The 16,473-nt window shown below is 73.2% G+C and carries 14 protein-coding genes; 8 read left to right on the top strand and 6 right to left on the bottom strand.

Annotated features, from left to right (window positions below):
* Positions 1-4 precede the first annotated feature (4 nt).
* The 3 genes from F8271_RS22765 to F8271_RS22755 form a co-directional block, all read right to left on the bottom strand.
* Positions 5-1,885: an ABC transporter ATP-binding protein gene (locus F8271_RS22765; protein ID WP_370461947.1), complete on the bottom strand. Its 1,881-nt coding sequence runs from the start codon at positions 1,883-1,885 to the stop codon at positions 5-7.
* A gap of 141 nt (positions 1,886-2,026) precedes the next feature.
* Positions 2,027-3,484, bottom strand: a complete 1,458-nt coding sequence (locus tag F8271_RS22760) for an ATP-binding protein (RefSeq protein WP_151491855.1) — start codon at positions 3,482-3,484, stop codon at positions 2,027-2,029.
* Positions 3,485-3,598: 114 nt separating this feature from the next.
* Positions 3,599-5,266 (bottom strand): FAD-dependent oxidoreductase, encoded by a 1,668-nt coding sequence (locus F8271_RS22755; protein ID WP_225854698.1) that lies wholly within the window; start codon positions 5,264-5,266, stop codon positions 3,599-3,601.
* Between the two features lie 142 nt (positions 5,267-5,408).
* On the opposite strand from F8271_RS22755, the gene F8271_RS22750 reads away from it, so the two are divergent.
* The 7 genes from F8271_RS22750 (at position 5,409) to F8271_RS22720 (ending at position 11,906) form a co-directional block, all read left to right on the top strand.
* On the top strand, positions 5,409-7,661 hold the full coding sequence (locus tag F8271_RS22750) for a hypothetical protein (protein WP_151491854.1): 2,253 nt from the start codon (positions 5,409-5,411) through the stop codon (positions 7,659-7,661).
* 24 nt (positions 7,662-7,685) lie between these two features.
* Positions 7,686-8,177, top strand: coding sequence for an SsrA-binding protein SmpB (gene smpB, locus F8271_RS22745; protein ID WP_145788735.1), 492 nt, complete (start codon positions 7,686-7,688; stop codon positions 8,175-8,177).
* Between the two features lie 121 nt (positions 8,178-8,298).
* Positions 8,299-8,691, top strand: coding sequence for an SCO5389 family protein (locus F8271_RS22740; RefSeq protein ID WP_151491853.1), 393 nt, complete (start codon positions 8,299-8,301; stop codon positions 8,689-8,691).
* Between the two features lie 125 nt (positions 8,692-8,816).
* Positions 8,817-9,242: a molybdopterin-binding protein gene (locus F8271_RS22735; RefSeq protein ID WP_151491852.1), complete on the top strand. Its 426-nt coding sequence runs from the start codon at positions 8,817-8,819 to the stop codon at positions 9,240-9,242.
* Positions 9,239-10,030, top strand: coding sequence for a molybdate ABC transporter substrate-binding protein (modA, locus tag F8271_RS22730; RefSeq protein WP_151491851.1), 792 nt, complete (start codon positions 9,239-9,241; stop codon positions 10,028-10,030). The genes F8271_RS22735 and modA overlap by 4 nt, the downstream gene beginning before the upstream one ends.
* Positions 10,027-10,842, top strand: a complete 816-nt coding sequence (locus F8271_RS22725) for an ABC transporter permease (protein WP_151491850.1) — start codon at positions 10,027-10,029, stop codon at positions 10,840-10,842. Before modA ends, F8271_RS22725 begins: the two co-directional genes overlap by 4 nt.
* Positions 10,839-11,906, top strand: coding sequence for an ABC transporter ATP-binding protein (locus F8271_RS22720; protein WP_151491849.1), 1,068 nt, complete (start codon positions 10,839-10,841; stop codon positions 11,904-11,906). The genes F8271_RS22725 and F8271_RS22720 overlap by 4 nt, the downstream gene beginning before the upstream one ends.
* A 219-nt stretch (positions 11,907-12,125) precedes the next feature.
* Here the strand turns inward: F8271_RS22720 and F8271_RS22715 are convergent, their stop codons facing one another.
* From F8271_RS22715 to F8271_RS22705, 3 genes are all read right to left on the bottom strand, one after another.
* The gene (locus F8271_RS22715; protein WP_151491848.1) at positions 12,126-12,539 is read right to left on the bottom strand and encodes a type II toxin-antitoxin system Phd/YefM family antitoxin; all 414 of its coding nucleotides are present in this window, start codon (positions 12,537-12,539) and stop codon (positions 12,126-12,128) included.
* A 42-nt stretch (positions 12,540-12,581) separates the two neighbouring features.
* Entirely contained in the window at positions 12,582-13,154 is a 573-nt protein-coding gene (locus tag F8271_RS22710) for a GNAT family N-acetyltransferase (protein WP_151491847.1), read from the bottom strand.
* A gap of 78 nt (positions 13,155-13,232) precedes the next feature.
* On the bottom strand, positions 13,233-14,462 hold the full coding sequence (locus F8271_RS22705) for a hypothetical protein (protein ID WP_225854697.1): 1,230 nt from the start codon (positions 14,460-14,462) through the stop codon (positions 13,233-13,235).
* Positions 14,463-14,630: 168 nt separating this feature from the next.
* Between F8271_RS22705 and F8271_RS22700 the strand changes: the two genes are divergently transcribed.
* Positions 14,631-16,190: an NAD(P)/FAD-dependent oxidoreductase gene (locus F8271_RS22700; RefSeq protein ID WP_151491846.1), complete on the top strand. Its 1,560-nt coding sequence runs from the start codon at positions 14,631-14,633 to the stop codon at positions 16,188-16,190.
* Positions 16,191-16,473 lie beyond the last annotated feature (283 nt).

Below are 16,473 nucleotides of genomic sequence, written 5' to 3'. Positions count from 1 at the left end.
GGGGTCAGCGGGACTGGGAGTTGTCGGCACCCAACAGGTAGCCGCTGGCCTGGAGGTCGAACAGCTCGCGGTAGAGGCCGCCGGCCGCCATCAGCTCGTCGTGGCTGCCGTGCTGGACGAGTCGCCCCTGGTCGAGCACGAAGATCCGGTCGGCGTGCCGGACGTTGGCCAGCCGGTGGGTGATCAGCACGACCGCCCGGTCGGGGTGGCGGCGCAGGTGTTGGAACAGGGCGTGTTCGGCGCGGGCGTCCAGGGCGGCCGACGGCTCGTCGCAGATCAGCAGGGCGGCGTCACGGTAGAGGCCCCGGGCGGCGACCAACCGCTGCCACTGGCCCCCGGACAACTCGTGGCCGTCCTTGAACTCCCGGTCGAGCAACGTGTCGTAGCCGTTCGGCAGGCCGACGATCATGTCGTGGGCGGCGGCCGACCGGGCCGCCTCCCGCACCGTGGGGCCGGGCCGGTCCGGCGGTCGGTCGTGCCGCCCGACGCGGATGTTCTGCCCGGCGGTGAACGGGAACTTCCACCACTCCTGGGTCATCACGGCCACCTGCGCACCGAGGGCGCGCGGGTCCAGCTCGGCGGAGTCGACGCCGTCCCAGCGGATCATCCCGCCGGTCGGTTGGTACAGGCCCGCGATCAGCTTGGCGAGGGTGGTCTTGCCGGAGCCGTTCTCGCCGACGAGTGCGATCACCTCGCCCCGGCGGACGGTGAGGCTGACCCGGTCCACCGCCGGCGTGTCGGTGTCCGGGTAGCGCAGGCTGACCTCGTCCAGCTCGATCACGTCGACGCCGTCGGTCGACCGGTTGCCGCCAACCGGCACCCGGGCGTGGGCGCGGGCCAGGAAGTCCCGGTAGTCCTGGTAATAGAGGGCGTCCTCGTACAGCGAGTTGGTGGCGATGACCGCCACGCCCATGCTGGTCCGCGCGGACTGCAGGGCGAGCAGCGCGGTCGCCGCGGCGGCGAGGGCGACCATCCCGCCCAGCAGCAGCCCGCCGAGGACCGCGTACACCCCGAAGGTGGCCAGCCCCGCCACCGTGGCGCCGATGACCCGGGTGCCGGTCTGCGAGCGGACCAGCCGCAGCTGGGCGCGGGTCTCCACGGCCATCACCCCGCGGTACTCGGCGAGCAGAAAGTCGCGCATCTGGTACGCGCGTACCTCTGCGGCCGTGCGCCGGTTGGCCATCAGGTGGGCCAGCATCCACATGCGACGCCGCCGGGTGATGCGGGCCAGCATCGCCAGATACTCCCGGCGGGCCATCCGCACCGCCGTGACCGCCTGGGGCACCGCCGCGAGCAGGAGGCAGGGCAGCAGCAGCGGTTGGATGACGGTCACCGCGACGGCGGTGGCGAGCATCCCGACCACGCCGGTGACCAGGTTGACGGTGTGGTCGACGATCCACGCCGCCTCGGCCATCCCCCGGTCGCGCGCGCGGTCCATCTCCTCGGCGAAGCCGGCGTCGTCGAACGCGGCCAGATCCACCGCCGTGGTGGCCTCGAACAGCCGCAACTCCACCTGATAGTTGATCTGCGGGGTCAGCCGGGCCTGCGCCCAGCCGGCCGCGATCGTCAGGCCACCGCGGGCCGACACCGCCGCCGCGGCCACGATCAGCGCTGGCAGGGCCGAGCGGACCCGGTCCGGGGTGGGGCCGGCGGCGAACAACTCGCGCAGCACGCTGGTCGTGGCGAGCAGCCCGAACGTGGTCATCACCCCGGCGGCGATGTTCAGGCCGATAGAGGCGACCGTGTCCCGACGGTTGGTGGCCGAGGCCAGGCCGACCGCCTCGCGGACCAGCCGGGGCAGCCGACGGGCCACCGCCCAGAAGCTGGTGTGCGCGAACTCCTGCGCGTGGTGCATCCAGTCGCGATCCTCCAACTCCGGCAACATCGTGCCGGCCGGCGGATCGTCCGGCTGGTCGTCGTCCTCAATGGCGGTGCGCTGGCGGGCCACCGACTCCACGGACCCTCCTCGGGGGCGGGGATCACGAACGCCGCCCCCGAGACTACTGCCAGCAACCAATCGCTGTCTCTAGGTAATCGGCGCGTCGCGTGGCTCGTCCGTCGGGCCCTCGGTGATCGGCAGCAGCACCCGGAAGGTCGTCCGCCCGGGCTCGGACTCCACCCGGATGTCGCCGTGATGCTTGTGCACCACGATCCGGTACGAGATGTCCAGGCCCAGCCCGGTGCCCGACCCGACCGGCTTGGTGGTGAAGAAGGGCTCGAAGATGCGCGGACGCACCTCGGGCGCGATGCCCGGGCCGGTGTCGGTGATCTCCACCGCGAGCAGGTCGTCGGCGCGACCGGTCCGGACGGTCAGCACGCCCTTGTCCCCCATCGCGCCCAACGCGTTGTCGATCAGGTTGGTCCACACCTGGTTCAGCTCGGCGGCGTACGCCGGCACCGGCGGGAGGCTGCGGTCGTACTCGCGGACGAGCTTGACCTCGGCGGGGATCTTGCCCTTGAACATCACCAGCGTGGCGTCGAGCAGGTCGTGCACGTCCACCACCCGGTACGGCGCGCGGTCCAGCTGGGAGTACTGCTTGGCGGCACCGACCAGGCCGGAGATCCGGGTCACGGCGTCGCCGATCTCGCGCATCAGCAACTCGGTGTCGACCGTGTAGGTGAGCCACCGCACGGCGGCCTCCAGGTCGGCCGCGCCGACGGCCGCCTTCACCTGCGCGAGCCAGGCCGTGTCGAGCCCGCCACCGACCAGGATCGGCGCCAGGTCCCACGCGCCGCTGACCCCGTGCTCCTCCAGCCAGTCGGTGAGCGTGTCCTCGGCGTCGGCGGTCGCCAGCGGAGTCAGCTTCGGCGCGGTGGCCACCCGGGCCACCGCCTCCTCCTGCAACGCGACGAGGCCGTGCAGGGCGCCGCCGTCGAGCCGACCGTCGGCGATCATCGCGAGTTTGTGCCGCATCCCGGCAACCCGGTCACGCAGCACCGAGGTGGCCCGCACCGCCGCCGCGGCCGGATTGTTCAACTCGTGGGTCAGCCCCGCCGAGAGCGAGCCGAGGGCCAGCAGCCGCTCCCGCTCGCCGACGATCGTCTGGCTGTCCCGCATGCCGAAGAACAGGCCCTCCAACAGGTGCATGGGCATCGGGAACCAGGTCCGCAGGGCTTCCGCGAAGTCCTCCGCCGGCAGCACGAAGAAGTCCGAGTCGACCAGGGCCCGCAGGCTGTGCAGGTAGATCTGCTCGACCCGGTCACCCAGATACGCCTGGGTGGCACCGGCGTACACCCCGCGCTGGTCGGTCCGGGAGACCTCGACGTCGTCGCCGCGGACCTGCCGACTCAGCGCCACGGCACCGCGCAGCAGCACGAAGAAGCAGGTCGCGGGCTCACCCTCGCCGTACACGAGGGTGCCGCCGGCACGCTGCTCGACCCGGCCGCGCTCGGCCAGCCAGTCGAGCTGTGCGTCGTCGAGCGCCTCGAACAGAAACAGGGTGCGCAACTGCTCAGATGTCAGCCGATCCGCATCGCTGGTCACTGGATCTCCTCCGATCGCGACTGCGGGGCTCGCAAACCCGGCTCACTCCTCGCGCTCACTGGATCTCCTCCGATCGCGACTGCGGGGCTCGCAAACCCGGCTCACTCCTCGCGCTCACTGGGCCTCCAGATAACGGTGCACGAGCGACACGGCCATCGCGCCCTCGCCGACGGCCGAGGCGACCCGCTTGACGGACTCGGCCCGCACGTCCCCGGCGGCGAACACCCCCGGCACGCTGGTCTCCAGGTGGTACGGGTCGCGCGACAGCGACCAGCCGGCCGGTCGTCGCCCGCCGGCCAGCAGGTCCGGGCCGGTGACGATGAAGCCGCGCCCGTCGCGGACCAGCACACCGTCGAGCCAGTCGGTGCGGGGCTCCGCGCCGATGAAGATGAACAGCCAGGAGGTGTCCACCGTGCGGCCCTGCCCGGTACGGGTGTCGCAGAGGGAGAGGCATTGCAGGTGCCCGTCCCCCGACCCGCCGACCACCGCCGTGTGCGGATGCACGGTGATCCGGTCGATCCGTTCCAGCTGGTCGATCAGGTAGCGCGACATCGAGGAGGTCAGGTCCGCGCCCCGGATCAGCAGGTGCACCCGCGTCGCGTACCGGGAGAAGTGCACGGCGGCCTGGCCGGCCGAGTTGGCCCCACCGACGATGTAGACGTCCTGGTCGACGCAGCTCGGCGCCTCCGTGGCGGCCGCGCCGTAGAAGACGCCCCGGCCGGTGAAGTCGGCCAGCCCGGGTGCGTCGAGCACCCGGTACGAGACGCCGGTGGCCAGCACCACGGTGTGCGCGGCGATCTCGGTCCCGTCGCCGAAGCGCAGCAGCCGGGCGCCACCGGCCTCGCTCAGGCCGACCACCTCCCGGGCGCTGAGCAGCTCGGCACCGAACTTCACCGCCTGCCGCCGGGCCCGGTCGGTCAACTGCGCGCCGGAGACACCGTCGGGGAAACCCAGGTAGTTCTCGATCCGGCTGCTCTGCCCCGCCTGCCCGCCGGTCGCCCGCCGCTCGACGAGCACCGTGCGCAGCCCCTCCGACGCGCCGTACACCGCCGAGCCCAGGCCGGCCGGGCCGCCACCGATCACCACCAGGTCGTAGAAGTCCGACGCCGGCACCACCGTCAACCCGGCCAGGGCCGCCAGCTCGGCCTCGCTGGGGGCGACCAGCGCCTTGCCCTCGGTCGTCACCACCAACGGCACGTCCGCCTCGGTGGCGCCGGCGGCGTCGAGCAGCCGGGCGCCCTCGGGATCGTCGGACAGCAGCCACCGGTACGGCACCAGGTTGCGGGCCAGGAAGTCGCGGACCTTGAACGACGGCGCGGACCACCGGTGCCCGACGACCCGGATCTCGGCGCTCGCCGCGGTCGGGGTCGCCGCCCACGCCTCCAGCAGCCCGTCCACCACCGGGTAGAGCTTCTCCTCCGGCGGGTGCCAGGGCTTGAGCAGGTAGTGGTCCAGGTCGACCACGTTGATCGCCTCGATCGCGGCGTCGGTGTCCGCGTACGCGGTGAGCAGCACCCGGCGCGCGGCCGGGAAGATGTCCATCGCGGCCTCCAGGAACTCGACGCCGGTCATCTCGGGCATCCGGTGGTCGGCCAGCAGCAGCGCCACCTGCTCGCCGCGCAGCTTCACCTCCCGCAGCGCCTCCAGCGCCTCCGGCCCGGAGGTGGCACGTAGCACCCGGTAGCGGTCGCCGTAGCGGCGCCGAACGTCCCGGGCCACCGCCCGGGACACCACGGGGTCGTCGTCGACGCTCAGGATCACCGGGTTTGCCATGGCGCCCATGAAACCACCTGACGAGCGTCGACCGCACCATCGCGTGGTGGGCGACGCACGATTGACCGGCGCCATCCCGGGTAAGCCACCGCGCCGCGCGGGCGGTCGTGCGACCGACCCGCCCGGCTGCCGCATACATCTCGGGGGGCCCATGGCGGACGCGTCGCCGACCGGACCGACGACGTCGGGCGGGATCGTTGAGCTGCGGGTGCACGGCGTCTCCGGGGCCGGGGCGGACCAGGTGTTGAACCGGTCGAACGTGCACCAGGTGGCCGGCGACCGCAGCGGCGGGTTCTACCGGCCGCGTCCGGGCTACCCGGACTCGACCGGGACGGACGGGGTGACGCTGGAGGCGTACCGCTGGGGCGACCTGCCGTCCGGCACGGCCGTGCGGACGCTGTCGCTGGTGTTCCTGCTGCCGTTCATGCTCTGCAACGTGGCGCTCTGGATGCGCCCGGCGAACCTCGGCGCGAAGCCCTTCATCACCGCGCTGTGCCGGGTGCTCGCGCTCACCCTCACCATGCTCTACGTGCTCTCCATCGTCGGGGTGGCGCTGGATCTGATCGCCTGGAGGTGCATGGGCAACCCGACCTGCCTGGCCGAGCGGAGCTGGCTGTCCTGGCTCGGCGGGCGTCCGGTCGGGCTGCGCCTGGGTGTGCTGGCGTTGCTGCCGGCGGCCGCCATCGGGTTCCTGTGGTGGCTGGGTGGCCGGCCCGGTCACTCGTTCGACGCGTTCCACACCGGATCGCCGCAGGCCGAGTCCGTGCACAGCTTGAGCGGGGTCGGCCAGTGGGACGGCGCTCCGCTGGTCGGCCGTCTGCGGTCGGTGCACGTGGCGGCCGCGTTCGCCACGCTGGACGGCAGCCTGCTGGCCGCCCGGGTCAGTGCGAGCACGTCGTGGGTGATGGTGGTGCTGCTGGCGGCCTGCGGGGCGGTGCTGCTCGCCTGCCTGGTCCTGTTGACCCTGGTGCAGATCATCAACCGTCCCGGTCCGGTGCCCTGGGTGGACGGGGTCACCCGAGGGTTGCGCACGATCACCGTCGGCCTGACGATCCTGGTGGTCGTGTACACGGTCATCAGCCCGACGCCGTGGCCGCGCAGCGGCGCGCTGCCCGCCTACGGTGCGACCATCGCCTGGCTGTTCGTCAGCCAGACCGTGCTCGTGGGCCTCCTCGGCGTGGTGGTGATCCGGGTGCGCAGGGGCGGCCGGCAAGGCGGCCCCCGTCCGAGGCGGCTGCGCGCGCTGGGAGCGCCGGTCTTCGTCACGATCGCCGCCGGGCTCGCGGTCGCCTTCTCCGCCGAGTTGGTCTACCGGATGGCGGACGTGTTGGACCGCCACGGGGTGCCCTCCGAGCGGCTGGGATACGCGCCGCCCCTGGCGTACAAGTGGGCGATCTTCGGCTTCTTCCTGGCGGTGGTGACCGCGCTGCTGGTCGGCGGCGTGGTCACGGTGGTGACCCACCGCAGTCGGTGGCGGGCCGCGCGGGCGATCGTCGCCGCCGACTTCCCGCACGCCCCGCCGGAAGCGGCGGACCGGCTGCGCCGGGTCGAGCAGGCGGTGGCCCGGGCGCGGTTCACCGAACGGTTGGAGCCGCTCACCGTCGTCTACGCCGGGCTGGCCGCGTTCGGGCTGGCGACCAGCCTGCTCGGCCTGCTGCAGCTCTATCCGGGTGACGTGCTCCAGGAGTACGTCGGTGTGCCCGTGAACGCGGTCAACTTCTTCCTCGGCATGGGCAGTTACACGATCGCCCTGCTCGTGCTCGGGCTGGTGATCGGTGGCATCTTCGCGTACCGGACGGCCGGATTCCGCCGGTACGTGGGCGTGCTGTGGGATCTGGGCACCTTCTGGCCTCGGGCCGCGCATCCCTTTGCGCCGCCCTGCTACGCCGAGCGGGCGGTGCCGGAGCTGGCCAAGCGGATCTCCTACCTGGTGGAGCAGGGTCAGCAGGTGCTGCTGACCGGGCACAGTCACGGTTCGGTGCTGCTCGCCGCGACGGTGCTGCAACTGCCGCCCCGGATCACCGACCGGGTCGCCCTGCTGACCTACGGCTCGCCACTGTGCCGGCTGTACTCGCGACTGTTCCCCGGGTACGCCGATGACGCGGCACTGCGGGAGGTCGGTGAGCGGGTGGGTTGGCGGTGGATCAACCTGTGGCGGGACACCGACCCGATCGGCGGCTGGATCTTCGCCGGGCACCGGCCCGGGGACACCGAGACGCTGACCGGGCCGGCCGCGACGGTCGACCGCCGGTTGACCGATCCGGAGGACGTGGTGGCGCCGCCCAGCGACAGCGTGCCACCACCGATCCTCGGGCACTGGCCGTGCGAGTCGCAGGAGGCGTTCGCCCTGGCCGTGCGGGACCTGATGGCACGGCTGCGCGCCGACCGCCCGGCGACCGGCTGAGGCCCGGCCGGATATCGTCGCCGGGTGAGCCCGTCGAAGCAGCCCGAACGTCGGTTGATCGCCTCGAACAAGAAGGCCCGGCACGAGTACACGGTGCTGCGCACCTACGAGGCGGGCATCGTCCTGGTCGGCACCGAGGTGAAGTCGCTACGCGAGGGGCGGGCCTCGTTGGTGGACGCGTTCGCGCACGAGCGCGACGGCGAGATCGTGCTGTACGGCCTGCACATCGCCGAGTACGCCTACGGCACGTGGACCAACCACGCACCCCGGCGCAACCGCAAGCTGCTGCTGCACCGCGCGGAGATCGACCGGATCCTGGACAAGGTCCGCGAGGGCGGGGTGACCCTGGTCCCGCTGTCGATGTACTTCGAGAACGGCTTCGCCAAGGTCGAGCTGGCCCTGGCGAAGGGAAAGCGCTCCTACGACAAGCGGCAGACGCTGGCCGAGCGGGACGCCAACCGGGAGATCGCCCGCGAGTTGGGCCGGCACCTCAAGGGTCACCCTCGCCGGCCCTGAGCTGCGCTCGTTCGCGCGGCACGCCGCGACATCGTTGACGTCACCCGTTCGGCATGGTGTGCTCACTCCGACGCCGTTAATGGAAACGGTAATCGTTAGCTGGAAGCGGAGGAGAAGAACCATGTCACTCACCGTCCCGCCCGCCCTGCTCGACGCCGCCGAACGCGGCCCCGTCGACGACGAGGCGTTCATCGCCTGCGTCCGCGACTCCCTGCCGTACGCCTGGACCACCGTCAGCCGGGTGGTGGCCGACCTGGAGGCCGGCGACGCCGACCTGGCCGACAACGTCGTCCCGCCACCCACCGACGCCGACCGGGGCCAACTGCTGCGGGCGCTGGCCAGCGACGCCATCCGGGCCGGCCTGGAACGGCACTTCGGCGTACGCCTGGCCTTCCAGAACTGCCACCGCGTCGCCGCGTTCCGCCCGTCGGCGGTCGACGGGGAGCGCTACCGCAACTTCGTGTCGACCCGGGGTCAACTGCTCAACCAGTCCCCCGAGCTGCGCAACTGCTGAACCGGGTCGCGGCGGGGCGGGCCCACCCCGCCGCACTCATCTGCAAACCCAAAAGCCCATTCGAGTACGCAGAAGCGGCCGGAACGGTGCTTTAACGCTCGCACCTGCGGCGCTAAGGTGAGCCGGTGACGACCTTTCGGATCGGCGCGGCGGCCGAGGTGCTCGGCGTCAGCGCCGACACGATCCGCCGCTGGGTGGACACCGGGCGGCTGCCCGCCGGGCGCGACGAGCACGACCACCGGATCATCGACGGCGTCGATCTGGCCGGCTTCGCCCGCGCCCAGGCCGCCGACCCGGACGCCGGCACCGGGTTCTCCTCCGCGCGCAACCGGCTGCGCGGCATCGTCGTCGACGTCCGCAAGGACACGGTGATGGCCCAGGTCGACATCCAGGCCGGCCCGTTCCGGGTCGTGTCGCTGCTGAGCCGGGAGGCCGTCGACGACCTCGACCTGCGGGTCGGTTCGGTGGCCGTCGCGGTGATCAAGTCGACCACGGTGGTGGTGGAGCGGGCCGCATCCGCCGCCCCGACCCGGACCGGCGCCGACCGATGAGCGGGCGGGGCAGGCGTACGACCCTGGCCGCCGTGGCGGCGTTCGCGGCGCTGGCGACGGCCGGCTGCGGCGGCGACCCGCCGTCCGGGGGCGCCGACGCCGACGGCCGGGTCACCGGCACGGTGACGGTGTTCGCCGCCGCCTCGCTGACCGAATCGTTCACCCGCATCGGGAAGGACTTCGAGGCCGCTCACCCGGGCACCACGGTCACCCTCAACCTCGCCGGCAGCTCCGCCCTGGCCAACCAGATCAACCAGGGCGCGCCGGCGGACGTCTTCGCCTCGGCCGCGCCGAAGAACATGGCCACGGTGACCGAGGCCGGCAACGCCGACGGCACGCCGAGCGTCTTCGCCCGCAACCAACTGGTGATCGCGGTGCCGCACGGCAACCCGAAGGGCGTGACCGCGCTGGCCGACCTGACCCGCCCGGGGGTGAAGGTGGCCCTCTGCGCCGACCAGGTGCCCTGCGGAGCGGCGGCCCGGACGGCCCTGGACGCGGCCGGCGTCGCGCTGACGCCGGTGACCCTGGAGCAGGACGTCAAGGGCGCACTGGCCAAGGTGCGCCTCGGCGAGGTCGACGCGGCCCTGGTGTACCGCACGGACGCGCGGGCGGCCAGCGCCGACGTGACCGGCGTCGAGTTCGGCGAGTCCGCGCGGGCGGTCAACGACTACCCGATCGTCGCGCTGCGGGACGCGCCGAACCCCGCCGGCGCGCGGGCCTTCGTGGCGTACGTCCGCTCCGCGCCGGCGCAGGCGGTCCTCGCCGACGCCGGGTTCCAGGCGCCGTGAGTCGTACCCTCGACACCGCCGCACCCCGGCGGCGCGGACGGGTGCCGGCGGCGCTGCTGATCCCGGCCGGGCTGGGGCTGCTCTTCCTCGTCCTGCCGCTGGCCGGGCTGGTGCTCCGGGCGCCCTGGACGACGCTGCCGCAGAGGCTCACCGAGCCCGGAGCACTGACCGCGCTGCGGCTCTCGGTGCAGACGGCGACGCTGGCCACCGTGTTCTGCCTGCTGCTCGGGGTGCCGCTGGCCTGGTTGCTGGCCCGGGTCGAGTTTCCCGGCCGGCGGTTGGTCCGCGCACTGGTCACCGTGCCGCTGGTGCTGCCTCCGGTGGTCGGTGGCGTGGCGCTGCTGCTGGTCTTCGGCCGGCGGGGGCTGTTCGGCGGTTGGCTGGACGCCACGTTCGGCGTCACCCTGCCGTTCACCACCGCCGGCGTGGTGCTGGCCGAGTCGTTCGTCGCCATGCCGTTCCTGGTCATCGCCGTGGAGGGCGCGCTGCGCGCCGCCGACCACCGGTACGAGGAGGCCGCCGCCACGCTGGGCGCCGGCCGCTGGACCACGTTCACCCACGTCACGCTGCCCCTGGTGGCGCCGGGACTGGCCGCCGGGGCGGTGCTCTGCTGGGCGCGGGCCTTGGGTGAGTTCGGTGCCACCATCACCTTCGCCGGCAACTATCCCGGCCGTACGCAGACCATGCCGCTGGCCGTGTACCTGGCATTGGAGACCGACCTGGAGTCCGCGATCGTGCTCAGCCTGGTGCTGCTCGTCGTCTCGGTGGGCATCCTGGTCGCCCTGCGGGACCGCTGGATGACCAACGCATGAGCACCGCGCTGCTCGACGCCCGGATCGTCGTCGACCGGGGCGCCTTCCGGCTCGACGTGCCGCTGCGGGTCGCCCCCGGCGAGGTGGTGGCGCTGCTCGGGCCGAACGGCGCCGGCAAGACCACCGCGTTGCGCGCGCTGGCCGGGCTGCATCCCCTCACGGCCGGGCACGTCACGCTCCACGGTACCGACCTGGACCGGCCGGCGGAGGGCCGCTGGGTGCCCACCGAACGTCGCCCGATCGGCGTGGTCTTCCAGGACTACCTGCTCTTTCCGCACCTGAGCGCCCTGGACAACGTGGCCTTCGGGCCGCGCCGGCACGGCGTCGACCGGCAGGTGGCACGGGCCACGGCCCGGGACTGGCTGGATCGGGTGGGGCTGGCCGGGCACGCGCAGCGCCGACCCCGGCAGTTGTCCGGCGGGCAGGCGCAGCGGGTGGCGCTGGCCCGCGCACTGGCCGTCGCGCCGGCGCTGCTGTTGCTGGACGAACCGCTCGCCGCGCTGGACGCCCGCACCCGGCTGGACACCCGCGCGGAGCTGCACCGGCATCTGTCCGCGCATCCGGGGGCGACCGTGCTGGTCACCCACGACCCCCTGGACGCGCTGGCGCTGGCCGACCGGCTGGTCATCGTCGAGGGTGGGCGGGTGGTGCAGGAAGGCGACGGGCCGAGTGTCACCGCCCGCCCCCGCACCGATTACGTGGCCCGGCTGGTCGGGTTGAACCTCTACCGGGGCCGAGCCGACGGGTACGGGGTACGCGTCGCGCCGGATCTGACGCTCACCGTCGCCGACCGGCTGGACGGCGAGGCGTTCGTGGCGTTCCGCCCGGCGGCGGTGGCCCTGCATCCGGCCCGACCGGAGGGCAGCCCGCGCAACAGCTGGGCGGGAACCGTCGCCGGTGTCCAGCGCCACGGCGACAACGTGCGGGTGCAGTTGGACGGGCCGATCGGGGTGGCCGCGGACGTCACGCCGGCCGCGGCGGCCCAGCTGCGGCTCATCCCCGGTCAGCGGGTCTGGGTGGCGGTCAAGGCGGCCGAGACGCACGCCTACCCGGCCACGACCTGACGCCCCGCCACACGCTCGCCGCGAAGCCCGCGAAGCCCGCGAAGCCCGCGAAGCCCGCGAAGCCCGCGAAGCCCGCGAAGGCGCGAAGCCCGCGAAGGCGCGAAGCCCGCGAAGGCGCGAAGCCCGCGAAGGCGCGAAGCCACGAGGCCCGCTAGAGCCCGAGCCGCGAGGGCCCGCCCGAGCGCAGCCGGCCCCGGCGGGCAGCGGGGCGGCGGGCGGTCAGCCGGCGAGCAGGTCCGCGTGTGCGGCGCGCAGCCGGGCCAGCCCCGGGTCGCTGCCCGGGACGACTCGGCGGTCCAGCTCGGCCCACGCCTCGGCCAGCGCCGCGCGGACCGCGCCCAGCTCGGCGGCATGGCGCTGGCTGCTGCGCCGGTGCTGCTCGTCGAGGCGGCGGGCCCAGCCGGCGGTGACCGCGGCGAGCCGATCAGCGTCGGCGCGGGCCTGTGCGCCGCTGCGGGCGGCCGCGGCGGGGACGATCGCGGCGACCGGACGGGGATCGCCGTCGCGGGTGACGACGGTGACCGCGTCGGTCAACTCGGCCAGCGCGACGAGTTGGCTGAACCGGGTGCGCGCCTCGCGCAGCGGCACGGAACGCGGCGGGTCGGCGTGCGGGGTGAGCGCGGGGACGGCCATGGATGCATGGTGCCGCTCGGGTACGACAGAAATCCGCCGTCGTCAGTGGACGGTCGGCGCCGGGGCGGAAGGCGGGGCCAGCCACTCGTCGGCCAGCACCGACCAGACCTCGAGGTCGATGCGCCCGTCCGGGCTCGGGTAGAGCTGGCGCAGCGTGCCGTCGAGGCGCAGGCCGAGCCGGCCGGCGAGGGCCCTGCTGCGGGCGTTGCGGGCGTTGGTGCGCCACTCCACGCGGTGGATGCCGCGTTCGCGCACGGCCCAGTCGACGATCGTGCGGACCGCCGGCGCGACAATGCCTCTGCCCTGCGCCGCCGGCTCCACCCAGCAGCCGACCTCGCAGACGCCCAGCGCGACGTCGAACGACACGAGCATGACGCCGCCGACCAGCGTGCCCCGCCACCACAGCCCCCAGATGCCGCCGGCGTCGTCGGCCCAGCGGTCCGCGTACCGCTGCAACACCGCGCGGGCCGAGGGCAGGTCGGTGGCGACGAACGAGGGCGACACCCAGGGCCGGATGTGCTCGCGGGCCCGGTCGAGGTGGGCGAGGAACTCCTCGGCCCGCCACGGCTCCAGCGGGCGCAGCTCGACGTCCTCGGTCAGCGGCAGGGCGAACACCGGGCCTCCACGAAGGTGCGCGTGCGTCAACGGCTGACAGGCTCGCACAGGCCGGCCGGCCACGCCCCGGCGACCCCATCAGATGATCATGTGGGTCCAGTAGCTGAGCCAGAGCACGAACAGCGCGCCCTGCACCACGGCCAACGCCGCGGTCAGCCACACGTCGACGCTGGCGCGGCGGGCCCAGCGGGCCAGCACCAGAGCCACCGGAAAGGCGGCCAGCAGGTACCGCAGCAGGCTCTTGTAGACCGCCGGGCCCATCGACAGCGGCACCAGCACCATGAGGACGCCGTAGACCAGGTACGGCAGCTCCCGGCGGCGAAACCCGGCGAGTAGCACACCCAGCACGGCCACGGCGAACCACACCCGCGCGGCGTCGCGCGGCTCCCCGGTCAGGCCGCCCAGCAGCACCGGCACCGGGTTCTGCAGCTCGATCCCCCACCCGGTCCGCTGGGCCTGCTGGTAGGCGAACCAGTCCCCGCCCCGCCAGCGGCAGAACGCCATGAAGGTGAACCATCCGGCGGGCAGCAGCAGCAACGGCCAGCCGGTCCGCAGGTACCCGAGCAGCGCGCGCGGGCCGAGCCGCCAGTCGTGCTGGCGGAGCAGCACCAGCGCCAGGGGCAGTGCGACGAGCAGGCCGACGGACCGGCTCATCGCGAGGAAGTAGCCGAGCACGCCGACCAGCAGCCACTGCCGTCGTTCGGCGTGGTAGAACGCCGCGAGCGCGAGGCAGACGAAGAGCGACTCGGTCAGCGCGGCCTGGAACAGGAACGCGGTCGGCAGCAGCACCAGGTACCGGGTGAACCGGCGGGCCGCGTCCGCGTCGCCGAGCAGCAGCCCGGCCAGCCGGTAGCCGTAGGCGAGGGCCAGCAGGAACGCGACGTTGCTGATCAGCAGCAGGGCCAGGGCGTTGTCGCCGCCGAGCAGCGCGCCGACCGGCCGGGCCAGGAACGGATACAGCAGCGGGAAGCCGAAGTCTCCCCACGGCCGCCCGGTCAGGGGCAGCTCGCTCAGCCGCAGGTAGAGCAGCGCGTCCCAGGCGAACCAGAAGGAGATCCACCGGTGCCCGGACACGTCCCGTTGCTGCGCCCACATCACCGCCTCGTCGGGCGGTGGGGCGCCGGGAACGCCGTCCCAGGCGTGCAGTACCAGCAACCCGACCAGGGTGAGCAGCACCTTCGCGCCGACGAACAGGCCGATCACGTACGGCCAGGGTGCCGGCACCCGCCGGGCTAGCCGGGTGCCGGCGAGGCCCGCACCGGTCAGCCGGGTGGCCAGCGCCGCCGCGCCGCTCCGCCACCCGTGCATCCGCCCCGCTCCCCCGGCCCACCCGCCGCGCGGGGGTGTCGCCCTTCTGGTTGTACGCCGCCGCACGCCCCGCCGGAGCGGAAATCACCACGACCGGGAGGTGACATTCCGGGCACAACGGGTACGCGGCGCGCCTCAACCATCGCGGTGACCAGGGAGTACGGCGGCATGAGCGAGCAGCACGGCACGGTAGTCATCGGCGCGGGCCCGGCAGGGCTCACGGCCGCGTACGAGCTGCTCCGGCACGGCCGGCCGGTCCGGGTCTTCGAGGCCGACGAGGTGGTCGGCGGGATCAGCCGGACCGTCGAGCGCGACGGTTGGCGTTTCGACATCGGCGGGCACCGGTTCTTCACGAAGGTGCCCCGGGTCGAGGCGTTCTGGCACGAGATCCTGCCGGACGAGGACTTCCTGACCCGGCCCCGGATGAGCCGGATCTTCTACCGGGGCGCACTGTTCAACTACCCGCTCAGCGCGGTGAACGCGCTGCGCAACCTCGGGCTGCCGGAGGCGGCCCGGTGCCTGGGCTCGTACGCGCGGGCCCGCCTGCGCCCGCCACGGGACCAGTCGCACTTCGAGGGCTGGGTGTCGGCCCGGTTCGGGTGGCGGCTGTACTCGATCTTCTTCAAGACGTACACCGAGAAGGTCTGGGGGATGCCGGCGGACCGGTTGCAGGCCGACTGGGCCGCGCAGCGGATCAAGAACCTGTCGCTGGCCACGGCGATCCGCAACGCGCTGCTGCCCGGCCGCCGCCGCACGGACGTGACCAGCCTGATCGAGCAGTTCCAGTACCCGAAGTTCGGGCCGGGGATGATGTGGGAGCGCTGCGCCGAGCAGGTCCGCAAGCGTGGCGGGCAGCTGTCCACCGGCACCTGGGTGACCACCGTGCACCGCGACCCGAAGCGGCGGCGGGCGATCAGCGTGACGGTCGACGGTGCGGGCGGCCAGCGCACCGAAGCGGCCGACGACGTGATCTCGTCCATGCCGATCTCGGAGCTGGTGACCGCGCTGCGCCCGCCGGCACCGCCGCAGGTGCTGGCCTGCGCCGTCGATCTGCGCTACCGCGACTTCCTGACGGTCGCGCTGGTGGTGCCGGCGGAGTTCTCGTTCCCGGACAACTGGATCTACGTGCACGACCCGGGGGTGCGGGTGGGCCGGATCCAGAACTTCGGCTCCTGGTCGCCGTACCTCGTCAAGGACGGCCGCACCTGCCTCGGCCTGGAGTACTTCGTGTTCGAGGACGACGAGATGTGGCGTACCCCGGATGCCGACCTCGTGGCGCTGGCCACCGCGGAGCTGGAGCGGTTGGGGTTGGTCCGGCCCGGCGTGGTGGAGGCCGGCTACGTCGTGCGCATGCCGAAGGCCTACCCGGTGTACGACGAGCGCTACCAGCACAATGTGGACGTCATCCGGGCCTGGCTGGCCGAGGCGGTGCCGAACGTGCACCCGGTGGGGCGCAACGGCATGCACCGCTACAACAACCAGGACCACTCGATGCTGACCGCGATGCTCACCGTGGAGAACATCGCCACCGGCAGCGCGCACGACGTCTGGTCGGTCAACGTGGAGCAGGACTACCACGAGCAGTCGTCCGGCGGTGACGACCGGCGGGGCACCGGGCGCGACGCGCCGGTGCTGCCCAGCCGGATCATCACCGCCCCGATCACCGCGCCCGAGGGCGCCCACGCGGCCGGCGACGGAGACCGGTCGGCGCAGGTGCCGCTGGCCTGACGGAAGCGGGCGGTACGCTCGCGTACCCTCTCTCGCTCATCCTGCGCCGGACGAACCCGCACCCCGGCCTGCGGGCGGTCATCGACCACGTCGCGAGCCTGGCGCCGCTCCCCGCCGACACCTGGCGCCCGTCCTGGGCGAATGTCAGGCCATCCTCCACGGGCGTTTCAAGATCATCTTACGGTGGGTAGTGGTCACCACGTCGGCGTGTCGAATGGGGACGAAGCTCCGTTAGGACGAGGTCTTCTCACGGATCTGGTCCACCCGGAGCTTCGTCATGGCG

The organism is Micromonospora sp. ALFpr18c (assembly GCF_008868155.1).
In the GTDB taxonomy this organism is placed as follows: Bacteria; Actinomycetota; Actinomycetes; order Mycobacteriales; family Micromonosporaceae; genus Micromonospora.
The sequence above is the reverse complement of the archived record's forward strand: the minus strand, read 5'-3'. Positions and strand labels throughout refer to the sequence as shown.

Bases quoted from the DNA above. Each gene is read 5' to 3' on its own strand.
- F8271_RS22765 (WP_370461947.1), bottom strand. From the start codon at position 1,885: ATGTTGCCGGAGTTGGAGGATCGCGACTGGATGCACCACGCGCAGGAG.
- F8271_RS22755 (WP_225854698.1), bottom strand. From the start codon at position 5,266: ATGGGCGCCATGGCAAACCCGGTGATCCTGAGCGTCGACGACGACCCC.
- F8271_RS22750 (WP_151491854.1), top strand. From the start codon at position 5,409: ATGGCGGACGCGTCGCCGACCGGACCGACGACGTCGGGCGGGATCGTT.
- F8271_RS22740 (WP_151491853.1), top strand. From the start codon at position 8,299: ATGTCACTCACCGTCCCGCCCGCCCTGCTCGACGCCGCCGAACGCGGC.
- modA (WP_151491851.1), top strand. From the start codon at position 9,239: ATGAGCGGGCGGGGCAGGCGTACGACCCTGGCCGCCGTGGCGGCGTTC.
- F8271_RS22720 (WP_151491849.1), top strand. From the start codon at position 10,839: ATGAGCACCGCGCTGCTCGACGCCCGGATCGTCGTCGACCGGGGCGCC.
- F8271_RS22715 (WP_151491848.1), bottom strand. From the start codon at position 12,539: ATGGCCGTCCCCGCGCTCACCCCGCACGCCGACCCGCCGCGTTCCGTG.
- F8271_RS22705 (WP_225854697.1), bottom strand. From the start codon at position 14,462: ATGCACGGGTGGCGGAGCGGCGCGGCGGCGCTGGCCACCCGGCTGACC.
- F8271_RS22700 (WP_151491846.1), top strand. From the start codon at position 14,631: ATGAGCGAGCAGCACGGCACGGTAGTCATCGGCGCGGGCCCGGCAGGG.